This is a genomic window from Fictibacillus macauensis ZFHKF-1 (assembly GCF_000269865.1).
Lineage (GTDB): Bacteria > Bacillota > Bacilli > Bacillales > Fictibacillaceae > Fictibacillus_C > Fictibacillus_C macauensis.
This window is the reverse complement of the sequence record NZ_AKKV01000019.1, coordinates 1-12,579: the sequence shown is the minus strand read 5'-3', so window position 1 is coordinate 12,579 and position 12,579 is coordinate 1. Positions and strand designations below refer to the sequence as shown.

Here is a 12,579-nt window from a genome sequence, read left to right as displayed (position 1 = left end):
TCTAATGTCTCACTCTTTCTGTTTCAAGAATATATTGTGCGAGCCGTTGACTCGATTTCCCATGATGATACTCATTCCATTTTTGGGAGAACTTCATAATGTGTGTCATGTTATAGGCTTCTTCTTTTATAACAGTGATCATTTCATTTGTCGATGTAACGATGGGCCCAGGCACTAAGTTGGGATACTGATCCCATAACCCTCTCGTTTTACTATATTCCCCTAAATCATAAGGAAAAAATAACATTGGCTTGTTTAATAATGAAAATTCGTACGGAATGGACGAATAATCAGAAATAAGTAGATCTGTAACGAGTAATAGTTCATTCACGTCTGGTTTTAATGAATAATCAAACGCAAAGCCCGGATAACGCGCTTCAAGATCTAACGCACTTTGTAACACAGGATGACAACGAATGAGCATCACATACTCCTCACCTAGCTCTTTTTGGAGCAAGTCTAAATCTAAGGCAAGTTGAAAGCTCTCTAATTGGTCATCGCGGTATGTAGGCGCATATAAAATCACTTTCTTTTGCTGAAGAAGTGGGTTTTCTTTATATAACGCTTGTTTAATTGCTTTCATGTGGGGCTCATTAAAAAAAAGATCCGTTCTCGGAACGCCTGTTTTTAAAAAGCGCTCTTGAGGTAACCCGAACGCCTCTGAAAAAACAGCTGCCATTGCCTCAGAGCCCACAACGACTTTATGGAAGTTACGGTATACATTTAAAAACCGCTGATGCGCACGTTTGCTCCGTAAGGCGACAGACGCGTCCTTAAGACCAAACGTTTTCACAGCACCTGCGGCATGCCAAAGCTGTATACATTCCACATCTTTCTGAAAAGTTATGCTAGATAAAATGGCAAAATAATTATCAACCACTACTTTTTTACTCGTCGCTAAATGGTACGCTGCCTTACATAAACTAATCAACGATGCATTAAAGCGAATGATTTTCGGTTGCTTCGTCATACCTTGTAAGGTAGCTTGTGCTTTTTTTTCGGCCAGAAAAATAATAGTGCTGTCTGGTTGCACCTTACTTAACGCTTCATACACAAATCGCGCATTGTCTCCAAAGGAAACAAGGAATACGATCTTGTCCTTTTTTACGCCGAAGCTTTTAAAAAAGGTGAATTGAAGGTTAAAATAAAAGAGATACAACCAGACAGCTAGTTCTTTAACCATTTTTAACAGAAAATAAGTCTTTTTTAATTTGAGAAGTTGAAATACCTACTGTACGTGGTAAATAAACAACTTCACAATATTCTTTTAGAAAATCAAATTTACCTTCCCAATCGTCACCCATGACGAAAATGTCAATATTGTTATCAACGACATCTTTCACTTTTTGATCCCATGTTTTTTCAGCAATTACTTCATCAACATATCGAATGGATTCTAAGATCATTTTGCGGTTATCAAAGCTATGGTATGATTTTTTATTTTTAATGGCATTAAACTCATCCGCAGAAAGACCAACTGTTAAATGGTCGCCAAGCTCCTTTGCTCTTCGTAACAAATTAATGTGGCCCCAATGAAGCAAATCGAACGTGCCGTACGTTAATACTTTTTTCATTACAATCCTCTCCTTCATTATACTAAAGGGGTTAGTACCCGATTTACCACTTTCTTAACAGCAGACAACCATTTAGTGAAAAACGTCGTAATTTGTCATATGCTATTTTAAAGTTTTCGAAAGATGCTGTTTTTTTATTAACATCATCTCACAAAAATTTTTGCCAATATCCATTTGCGCTAGAAATTGACAACATATATATTTTTACAAACCATCTTTTTTCATGATATACTAGTTTGTAAAAGTAAAAGATGCTCCATGCTGGAACGTCAATATTTATAATATAATCTTTGAATTGTTTTTACAAGGTCTTAACACATAATTACATTTATTTCTTCCGTCATAGACACCGATGTACTGAACAACTTACATTGGTATTCCACTAAAGCGAAGGAAGCGGAGTTGATAGGATGAATACAGTAAATATACTTGGAATCGATTTTTATAATACAACGTTTAATCAATTTATCGATACGCTTAGCACGCATTTAGAAGAGAAATCCAAAGCCTTTGTTGTGACAGCGAATCCCGAAGTCGTCATGAGAGCACGCAAAGATCAAGCGTACAAAGCCATTATACAGCAAGCAGATTATGTAACCGCTGATGGGATTGGTATCGTTAAAGGTGCTGGACTGCTTGGCACAGCTTTACCAGAACGCGTGACTGGTTATGACATGACACTTCGTTTATTACAGCTTGCCCATGAAAAGCAGTATTCCGTTTACTTGCTTGGTGGTAAAGATCATGTTGTAAAAAAAGCAGCTGCAACCATTGCTGAAGATTATCCGAACGTGCGCATCGCTGGTTATCATCATGGTTTTTTTGATTTAAATGATGAAGGAATTGTCGAAACGATTCAGCACGTAAACCCAGACATTATTCTCGTCGCTTTAGGCCTCGGTCGTCAGGAAGCCTGGATCAGCCAAAATAAAGACGCTTTCCAACATGGCATATTTATTGGCGTAGGCGGTACGTTTGACGGGCTTGCTGGGGAAGTACAACGCGCTCCTGAATTTTGGCAAAAGCTTAATCTTGAATGGTTTTATCGTCTTATGAAAGAACCTTCTCGTTGGAGACGCCAACTCGTCCTTCCACACTTTGCGCTTAAAGTACTACAAGTAAAAATGAGTCGAGCAGGGAAAGCGCCCGCTCGTTCGTAAAGCTCCTCGTGACTTCACCGTCACGAGGCTTTTTATTTCCAATAATTCATTTCAGGGCGCGTGGATAATTCTTTTCATTACGTATCATCCTAAAGATTCCACCCTCTTCTTGAAATGCTACCTACAAGAATACAACGAATGAAACGACTTCTATATGATTCTGTTGTATTAAAACTGTTGAGGTGTCTTATGCTTTATATCACATTAGGGATTTGCTTCTTAGCAACCCTCTTACTTACACCAATTGTAAAAAAAATAGCATTTTCGATCGGCGCAGTCGATCAACCTGCAAAGCGAAAGGTTCATGAAAAAAGTATGCCTCGCGCGGGTGGCTTAGCCATTTTCATTAGTTTCCTAATCGGTCTATATTTCATGGGACCGCATTCAACAGCGACTGTTCCTATTATACTCGGTGCTGTGCTCATTATTATGACCGGATTACTTGATGATATGTATGAGCTATCGCCAAAGCTTAAGCTAGCCGGACAGCTCGCAGCCGCCTCTGCCATCGTTTTATTTGGAGATATTCAAGTACATTTCATTAATCTCCCGTTTAATGGTCGTTTGGAGCTTGGCTGGCTCAGTATTCCCTTGACGATCCTATGGATTTTAGCTATCACGAACGCAATTAATTTAATTGATGGCTTAGATGGGTTAGCTGCTGGTGTGTCATCCATTGTGTTAGTAACGATTACCGTCATGGCATTCGTCATGGGAAATGTATTTGTCATGAGTATAGCTAGCATTGTACTCATTTCTACGCTTGCTTTTTTACTATTCAACTTTCACCCAGCACAAATTTTCATGGGAGATACCGGCTCACTCTTTTTAGGCTATATTATCTCTGTCCTTTCATTGCTTGGCTTTAAAAACGTAACACTCTTTTCACTCGTCGTTCCCGTCATTATACTAGGGGTTCCGATTTCAGATACGATTTTTGCCATCATTCGGCGGTTATTAAATAAAAAGCCTTTATCAGCACCTGATAAATCTCATTTGCATCATTGTTTATTACGACTTGGCTTTTCACATCGCCAAACGGTGTTACTCATTTATGCGATGAGTGCCGTATTCGGAATAGCCGCCATACTATTCTCCGCGTCCACGCTATGGGGAGGACTTTTCATACTCGCTCTTCTTACCTTAGCCATCGAACTTGTTGTTGAGAAAGTTGGATTGCTCGGTCGGCAGTATAAGCCCGTCTTAAATGCGCTCCGGCGCTATCAAAAATAATGAATGACCGCATGGAATATCCATACGGTCATTTTTTTCAGTCTATTCTTCTGTTTGGAAAGAATCTGGTCGGTCAGTACGATAGCCAAAATGATAGAGAATTGCTTCAACAATGCGTCGTGACGCTTGCCCATCTCCGTATGGGTTTGCCGCTTGTGCCATCGCTTTGTATGCTTCTTCATTGCTTAATAATTCCTGCGTAATCCGATAAATATTCTCTTCATCCGTACCTGCAAGGCGGAGCGTTCCCGCACGAATTCCTTCTGGTCGCTCTGTGTTATCACGAAGGACGAGTACAGGTACACCTAATGATGGTGCTTCTTCTTGTACACCGCCACTATCAGTTAAAATTAGGTAGGCACGCGCTAGAAAATTATGAAAATCTACGAGCGCTAACGGATCAATGAGGTGGATGCGTGGATCATCACCAAGAACTTCTGCTGCCAAGTCTTGAACAACCGGGTTCAAATGAACAGGATAAATCACTTGAACATCCTCATTTTCTTGAACGAGTCGTTTAATCGCTCGGAACATATTGCGCATCGGTTCTCCTAAATTTTCTCTGCGGTGTGCGGTTACTAAAATAAGACGATCTCCACCAAGCCGCTCTAGCACTTCATGTGTATACGTTTGATCGATCGTTGTCGTAAGGGCATCGATGGCTGTATTTCCTGTCACATAAACACTTTCCGTTTGCTTTCCTTCTTGTACTAAGTTTTGGACAGAAAGCGAAGTTGGCGCAAAGTGTAAATCAGCTAACACACCGGTAAGTTGTCGATTCATTTCTTCTGGATAAGGAGAGTATTTATTCCACGTACGCAATCCCGCCTCCACATGACCGACTGCTACTTGTTGGTAAAAAGCCGCTAAACTCGCTGCAAACGTCGTCGTTGTATCTCCATGAACGAGCACAAGATCCGGCTTCTCTTTTTTCAGAATATCTTCAAGCCCTTCCATCGCCTTCATCGTAATGGCACTTAGCGTTTGTTGCTTTTGCATAATGTTCAAATCATACTGTGGCTCAATCGCAAACGTCTCCAAAATAATATCTAACATTTGACGATGTTGGGCTGTAACTGCCACAATTGTTTCAATCTCTTGATATTTTTGCAATTCCAAAACGAGCGGAGCCATTTTTACCGCTTCTGGTCTCGTGCCGAATACCGTCATTACTTTAAGCTTTTTCATTTTTGTTTCTACCTCATCTCCAGAAAATACGATTATGTAACCTGTCCATAGTTATGCTACCGTGAATTTTTTTTATCGTCAAATACACGATGATATTTTTTTGTAAAATGCATGTTTAGAAAGAGCTAGTACCGGGTAACTATAGTGTACCACCACCTAACCCTAAATAACCCCTAACGAGAAGGCTACCACTATATGAAGGTAGTCTTTTTGTTTGACCTTGATCACCATCGCCAACAACCTCCCTATATAATAGTAGAAACTCGTTCACTGATACACTAGACAATTCCCTACATTCACCAATAACCACAGGAAATTCATACGATGGATAGACTTGTTTTCATGCGATTTACTAGTGAAAAAGATTCATTGTTTATCTATTCACTAGAAAAAATATGCCAATATTTTATCTAAATGGAATAGACAACCATACAATAGTTTTATATGATAGGATTAGTATCCATTCCGCAAGTGAAAAAGGGAGCAAATTATCATGTTAGGAATTATGAAAAAAGTATCAGAAAGTGTATCTTCTACGGCAATGCGTAAGTTTACGAAGCAACTTCAGGCAATCAATGCCTTGGAGCAAACGATGTCGTCATTATCCGATGAGAAGCTACAGCAGAAAACAATTGACTTTAAGAATCGCCTTTCAACGGGAGCTACATTAGAAGACATAAAGATTGAAGCTTTTGCTGTCGTAAGAGAAGCAAGCAAGCGCGTAACAGGCCAACGCCACTATGATGTTCAACTACTAGGAGGGCTTGTTCTTCACGAAGGTCGAATTGCCGAAATGCAAACGGGTGAAGGCAAAACACTCGTTGCCTCACTACCAAGCTATTTAAATGCACTGAGCGGCCGCGGCGTTCACGTCATTACTGTTAATGAATATTTAGCACGACGAGATTATGAAACGATCGGCAAAATCCATCAATTTCTTGGGCTAACAGTCGGATTAAATACAGCACAGCTTTCTAATGAGGAAAAACAAGCTGCCTACCTCGCTGACATTACATACGGAACAGGAAATGAATTTGGGTTCGATTATTTACGCGATCATATGATTCTTCACGCTTCTCAAAAAGTGCAACGTCCGCTTTCGTATGCCATTATTGATGAAATTGACTCTATTTTAATTGACGAAGCACGTACACCTTTAATTATCGCCAATAAATCACAGCTTTCTGCGGACCTTTTCTACATTACCAATCATATTGTTTCTTCATTTAAAGAAAAGCAAGACTATGAATATGTACTTGATTCGAAACAGCTCTTTTTAACAGAAGCTGGCATTAATGCTGTGGAGCGCGCCTTTGGTATTCATAATTTATTTGATGCTGAGCATCAGTTGCTCTATCACTTTATTTTGCAGTCGTTACGCGCCCATGTTGTGATGAAGCGAGATGTTGATTATATTGTCCGCAATGGTGAAGTAGCGCTAGTCGATTCTTTTACCGGCCGCATTATGGAAGGTCGTAGCTATAGCGACGGCCTTCAACAAGCCATTGAAGCAAAGGAACAGCTTGAAATCAAAGAGGAAAACGAAACGCAAGCAACGATTACGATTCAAAATTATTTTCGTTTGTATACGAAGCTTGCAGGAATGACAGGTACTGCTTCAACGGAACAACAAGAATTCTTTACTACGTATCACTTACACGTCGAGGAAATTCCAACGAATCGTCCAAGACAACGCGTTGATTTTCCGGATGTGATTTACGATTCGTTAGAGGCGAAATACAAGGCCATTATCGCTGATATTGTAAACGTGCATGCTACTGGGCGACCGATTCTCATCGGAACGACTTCCATTGAGCAATCAGAGGAACTTGCCACTCATTTAGAGCAAGCACAGCTACCCTATCTCGTCTTAAATGCAAAAAGCGAAGAACAAGAAGCGCGCATTATTGCCATGGCTGGGCAAAAAGATGCCATTATGATCGCTACTAATATGGCTGGTCGAGGAACAGATATCCTGCTTGGCGAAGGAGTGTCCGAGCTAGGCGGCTTGCATATTATCGGCACGGAGCGTCACGAAAGTCAGCGCATTGACCTTCAACTACGCGGGCGTGCAGGTCGTCAAGGGGATCCTGGTTCTTCTCGCTTTATTTTATCGCTACAAGATGAGCTGTTTTCGAAGCTCGAAAAAGAAGATATTCAAAAGTGGACAAAAAAAGCAAGTATCAATCAAGACGGTGAAGTAACGAAGCCTGATCCGCTTAAATTTATTAATAAAGTTCAACGTGCGGTAGAAGGCATTTATTATAGCGCTCGAGAACATTTAGTAAAAGTAGATAACGTGTCTGATCAGCATCGTAAAATTGTTTACGCCTTGCGTTCCAAGCTATTAGAGGGAGGCTCTATCTATCCATTTATTACGAACTGCATCCAAGACCATGTAGTGCGCACAGTGGCAGCAGTCTGCTCGCCTGAGCTAGAAATGGAAGAATGGCCATTAGCTCACTTAGTGCAGCAACTTCAAACTATCTTCCCTGAACAAACGCTCACACTTGAAGACTTCGTAGAACGCGATCACGAAGAAATGATGACGATTGTCACTTCTTTCCTTGAAACACGTGCAGCGCGCATTCAACAAATGGCTAATGACAACAACGAAGACGCGGAGCAAGACATCCGAGGCTTTATGTTACGTTCCCTTGATGCGAGTTGGTTAAAACACTTAGAAACGATGAATCTCTTAAAAGAAGGCATGCATTTAAAGAGTTACGCTCAAGAAGATCCTTATCGTCTTTTTGAAAAAGACGCTTACGAAGCCTTTTTACAAATGAATGCACAATGGCAGGAAGAAATCACACTTCAATTTGCTCTTGTTGTAATGTATAGCACCAATGAACGAAGGGAAGATCACTAATGCTATCCTATTTTAAAAAGAAAAAAGACACACCTCCTTCAAACGAAACAACGACACCTCAAGTAGAAAAGCGCACTGTTCCAGAGACGACCCTGCATTTTCATCATGATTGGGATCTTTCGCTGCAAGAAAAGTATGTGTATCGCTATCACCACACACAACTTCCACCATTGCAGCCGAATCAAATCTCCATTTCGAAAATAGACGTTGTTAGTGAAGAAGGCAGTTATATGGTGAATGCCTTTATTCGCAGCACAGTAGAACGCAACATTCACTTTGAAGAAATCACACTGCTGCTACTCGACGAAACAGGAGCTGCCTTTGCTCGTAAAACGTTTGATCTTGAGACGATGGGACACTTACCACCACTAGCATGCATGCCATGGATTTTCTTATTTAGCGAAGAAGACTTATTGGTGGACTCCTTTCCTATGCACACGTCATGGAGTCTAGCGTTTGAATGGAAACAAAAAACACCAGCAGTGCATGAACTTTCTCTTCACGACAGCTGGGAAACTACTCTCCAACCTGAAGAAAAAGTACGCTTGCAAAATATCGTAACAAGCTTACCGCCCCTTTCAGCAGGTGAGGTTAACTTTATGGGTATAGAAGCGCAGCAACAAGACGATGGCGCCTTAGCGATTATGCTATTAATTCGTAATGGCAGCGAGAAAGATATCGCTGTTGAACGACTGCCGCTCTGTATAGAGGATGCGAGTGGATCGATTATTGCTCAAGGTACTTTTACACTTGATGACTTTACCGTTCGTGCTAATACGAGTAAGCCCTGGACGTTCCATTTTCCTGCTTCATTGCTTGAGACGAACACCCCTGACTTATCTGTATGGAAAGCCTATCCACCGCAACTAACCTAAATGCCCAAAGAAAAAAACGAACGCTCTGTTCGTTTTTTTCTTTCATTTAATAAAGCTGTTTTGCGCCTAAATAGCGTTGTTTCCAATAAGAAATCGTAATGTCACTATATTCAACTCCGCGTGAGCCGCTATGCACCATCCGGTTATTGCCCACATAAATACCAGCATGTGACGGACCCTTTTTATACGTTTCAAAAAAGACTATGTCGCCAACTTTTGGTCTACTTACGGCTTTACCGACGCTCCAAATAGAAGAGACGGTTCGCGGCAATTGGATGTTTTGCTTTTTAAATAAATACACAAGAAATCCACTACAATCGAAGCCTTCAGATGCAGAGTTTCCTCCCCACGTATAAGGTGTGCCTAATAATGGCACAGCATCAGCAACAAGAATAATAGGATTAAAAGCACCCGTAGTAGGTGGCTTTTGTGGCGGCGGTTGCTGACGTCCCTTTTTCTTCGCCTCTGTTACTAATGTTGTATGTGTGCGGACATCCACTACACCTGTTTGAAAAATACCATAGCGTTTTTGGAAGGCTTTTACCCCTGCTTCTGTTTGGGCTCCAAAAACCCCATCAATGGCATATGGATAATAGCCCATTACTTTTAATTGAGACTGCAAGGTTTCTACTTTCGCTCCACGCGCATGTAAGCGCAGCTCGTTCCCTTTTGCAGGCGGTGGAGGCGTTCTTTTGTCGGCGACTACGCTTTTTAGCTTAGCCATCGTTTTGTCATCAGCAACACCAGTAACAGGCAGATGATAACGCTGTTGGAACGTAGAGACGCCCGTTTTTGTGATCGTCCCAAAAATTCCATCTAACGTATACGAATAGTAGCCTAGTGCTTTTAAGCCTACTTGCAGCGTGCGAACGCGTTCGCCACGATCGTTCATCTTCAAACCTGACGTTACAGAGGTTGGCTTTTGCGGCTTCACAGGCCCTGGCCTTACTTTGACAGACGTAGCATACAGGCTTTTTAGCATAGACTGATCAGCAACTCCTGTTTGCGCTAATCCTTTGGAACGCTGAAATTCCTTTACAGCCCCTGCTGTAATTCTTCCATAATACCCCGTAATTTCAGAATGGCGAAAAAAAGACAACTCTTTTAATTTCCGCTGCAATCGAACCACTTCAGGTCCTTGCATACCTTGGGAAAGCGTGCTGATCCCGCTTGTTTTTTTCTTAGCAACGACCTTTTGAGCCTGTTGCTGAGCGGGTTTTTGCAACAAAAGTTTTTTTAACGTTTGTTTGCCAACAATTCCATCTTCATGAAGGTGGGCACGATGCTGAAACTTTTTTACAGCCTCTTTCGTTAAAGAGCCATAGTATCCCGTTATCGAAGTCCTTTGCAAATACCCTTTTTTCACGAGCATTTCTTGCAATTTTTTCACATCACCATTTTTCATACCAAACGCTAGTTCTTGATCACCAAGCGCTGCATCCCCTTTAGTTGGCAACATAAAGATCGCCCCTACACATGCTGAGGAGAGCACAACCGTTTTAACAGTTGTTTTTGTTTTCACTATTCCATTCCTCCCTTACACGATTACCCCACTAAAATAGACTGTCATTATACTATCGGCATTACATACTACAATGAATAGGCTTTCTAAAGATTGATGTGGTTATGAACCTTGTGAAGAGTTGCATAGAGGTACGTACGTTGCGGTCAATAGGACGGTGATGGTAGTGGAAATAGAGGATAGCTCGTTGTAGCTATCTAAAAAATTATGTATGCGAAAATTGTCCTTTATGATTTCGTTCTTCCTTACGATTCGACAGGTGCTCACACTGTTCCTCTTGACCTTACAAAAAATGGGTCATATTGCACAGAAATGACATTCTCTGTCACGCTATAGCGAACAAGCAAAAGAAGTTGATTTCTCAACAAAAAAAGCCCCATTTTATGTTACTCACAAAATGGGACTAGGTATTATTTCACAGAAAGTGTGTATGGTGTTGTTGACCAATGATTATTTGCTTCAGTGAGTGAAATATAGTGGATGCCTGGTTTCCAAGTCACACTAAAGTGCTCACCACGACTCATACCGACTGCATCGCTTCGCGTTACGTACATGCGCTGTGAATGAGCTCCTACATCAAACGTTTCAATGACAGGATCCATACCTGTCACAGGAGATACGTCAATCGTCACACGCTGTTCTCGGCTCACTTTTACGGCAAAAGTGTCTACATCAAAGGGTAAGTCAAATTGATCCTGCACAACCACAGGCAGTTTACGTACTTTCGCAGAAACAGTTTCTTGAGGCGAATCTCGTTCAAAAGCAGGAACGGAGGTGTGCAGCGCTCGGTTCACATCAATGCGACCATAACCATAAATAGAAGAGCGCTTTGCCTTTTCTTTAAACATCGGTGGTATGTAGGCAGCCTTCTCCATGATGTACTCCACCTCGCCTGGTGTTAACGTCGGCTGCTTCATGACGATTAAAGAAGCAAGCCCTGCTGTTAATGGTGCCGAAAAAGACGTGCCTGACAAATTCTCGCTATACGTGCCACGCCGATTCGTTGTCGTAATATGCACACCGGGGGCTGTGAGATCTAACTGTTTGCCTCGGGAAGAAAAATGGGCAATGCCGTCGTCTTCCCGTGTCGCTCCCACACTAATCACTTCTTTATAGGCGGCTGGATACATAACGCCTTTCGGAAATAAATTACCACCGGCAGCAATTAAAATAACCCCTTTTCGATTGGCATACTGAATTGCATCCCGTTCGATCTGATTGGGCGGTTCTCCTCCAAAGCTCATATTAATAATTTTCGCACCATGATCGACAGCATAGGTAATACCAGCTGCTACGTTTACAGCCGTAAATTTATTTTTTGGGCCGATTCGCACCGGTAAAATGCGCACATGATCATTCATACCACTAACCCCTATTCCATTATGACTACTGGCCGCTATGACGCCAGCAACCGCGGTACCATGCCCATAGTGATCGTACGCATGATTACATTCATCAACAAAGTCAGCCCCTCGTAATACTTTTCCCTTTAAATCAGGGTGATTAGGATTCACACCAGAATCAAGAACAGCAATGATGACAGGCTTTGCTGGCACAGAAGTTGCTACAGCTCTTGACCAGTTTATTTTTCGCAATGCCCACTGCTTGCTGTATAGCGCATCATTAGGATGAAGCGCGCTAGCTGTTGTATAGTAATTCGGCTGTGCATAGGTAACCATAGGGTGTTTGCGCAACGCGCTAAGCACATGCTGATAAGATGCTGCGCGCGGTACGCGCACAATTTGAACGGCAGTCGTTCCTATACCTCTCTTTTCAATTCCTACCACTCCATAGATATGAAACGGCAAAGAATGTCCTTCTTTTAGTTTTAGAATGATCTCGCGGTGATGAATGATGTCAAGATTTATGTTGCTCGCCTTCACGGTAACAGCCGGTTCCTCTATGCTTATCGCTAGAAAAATAAGTGTTATACAAAGCACGCTGATTTGCCACTGTTTCATTTTTTCACTCCATTTCATTCTTACTGCTTATAGCATGCCAATTATTGAAAGAAATGTTACCCTCCTTTAACACATGGAAACAACTACCGCTAGTACGCTATAAAGTTGTCACGTATGATAAAATAGAGGGATTTTATGCAAAAAAAAAGACCAGACAGCTGAACTGCACCCCAATTGTTAGACATCATTAACAA

Annotated in this window: 9 protein-coding genes; 4 read left to right on the top strand and 5 right to left on the bottom strand. The window is 41.6% G+C overall.

All coding sequences use genetic code 11. The features are described from left to right. Position 1 precedes the first annotated feature (1 nt). A complete protein-coding gene (locus tag A374_RS01610) occupies positions 2 to 1,183 on the bottom strand; it encodes a CDP-glycerol--poly(glycerophosphate) glycerophosphotransferase (RefSeq protein ID WP_007200422.1) in 1,182 nt (393 codons plus the stop codon). Then, positions 1,176 to 1,574 carry a glycerol-3-phosphate cytidylyltransferase gene (tagD, locus tag A374_RS01605; RefSeq protein WP_007200421.1) on the bottom strand — a complete coding sequence of 133 codons (399 nt, stop codon included), beginning with the start codon at positions 1,572 to 1,574 and terminating at the stop codon, positions 1,176 to 1,178. Before tagD ends, A374_RS01610 begins: the two co-directional genes overlap by 8 nt. Positions 1,575 to 1,984: 410 nt before the next feature. Between tagD and A374_RS01600 the strand changes: the two genes are divergently transcribed. Both A374_RS01600 and A374_RS01595 read left to right on the top strand, forming a co-directional pair. After that, complete coding sequence (locus A374_RS01600; RefSeq protein ID WP_007200420.1) at positions 1,985 to 2,734, top strand: WecB/TagA/CpsF family glycosyltransferase; 750 nt, start codon at positions 1,985 to 1,987, stop codon at positions 2,732 to 2,734. A 189-nt stretch (positions 2,735 to 2,923) separates the two neighbouring features. Beyond that, on the top strand, positions 2,924 to 3,967 hold the full coding sequence (locus tag A374_RS01595) for a glycosyltransferase family 4 protein (RefSeq protein WP_007200419.1): 1,044 nt from the start codon (positions 2,924 to 2,926) through the stop codon (positions 3,965 to 3,967). Between the two features lie 42 nt (positions 3,968 to 4,009). Here A374_RS01595 and wecB read toward each other — a convergent pair whose 3' ends face one another. Then, positions 4,010 to 5,155 carry a non-hydrolyzing UDP-N-acetylglucosamine 2-epimerase gene (gene wecB, locus A374_RS01590; protein WP_007200418.1) on the bottom strand — a complete coding sequence of 382 codons (1,146 nt, stop codon included), beginning with the start codon at positions 5,153 to 5,155 and terminating at the stop codon, positions 4,010 to 4,012. Positions 5,156 to 5,648: 493 nt separating this feature from the next. Between wecB and secA2 the strand changes: the two genes are divergently transcribed. Both secA2 and A374_RS01580 read left to right on the top strand, forming a co-directional pair. After that, positions 5,649 to 8,027, top strand: coding sequence for an accessory Sec system translocase SecA2 (gene secA2, locus A374_RS01585; RefSeq protein WP_007200417.1), 2,379 nt, complete (start codon positions 5,649 to 5,651; stop codon positions 8,025 to 8,027). Then, the gene (locus tag A374_RS01580; protein WP_007200416.1) at positions 8,027 to 8,902 is read left to right on the top strand and encodes an accessory Sec system S-layer assembly protein; all 876 of its coding nucleotides are present in this window, start codon (positions 8,027 to 8,029) and stop codon (positions 8,900 to 8,902) included. The genes secA2 and A374_RS01580 overlap by 1 nt, the downstream gene beginning before the upstream one ends. Positions 8,903 to 8,948: 46 nt before the next feature. On the opposite strand, the gene A374_RS01575 is transcribed toward A374_RS01580, so the two are convergent. Then, positions 8,949 to 10,424: a C40 family peptidase gene (locus A374_RS01575; RefSeq protein WP_007200415.1), complete on the bottom strand. Its 1,476-nt coding sequence runs from the start codon at positions 10,422 to 10,424 to the stop codon at positions 8,949 to 8,951. Between the two features lie 410 nt (positions 10,425 to 10,834). Continuing rightward, positions 10,835 to 12,385: a S8 family serine peptidase gene (locus A374_RS19425; RefSeq protein WP_007200414.1), complete on the bottom strand. Its 1,551-nt coding sequence runs from the start codon at positions 12,383 to 12,385 to the stop codon at positions 10,835 to 10,837. Between the last annotated feature and the right edge of the window lie 194 nt (positions 12,386 to 12,579).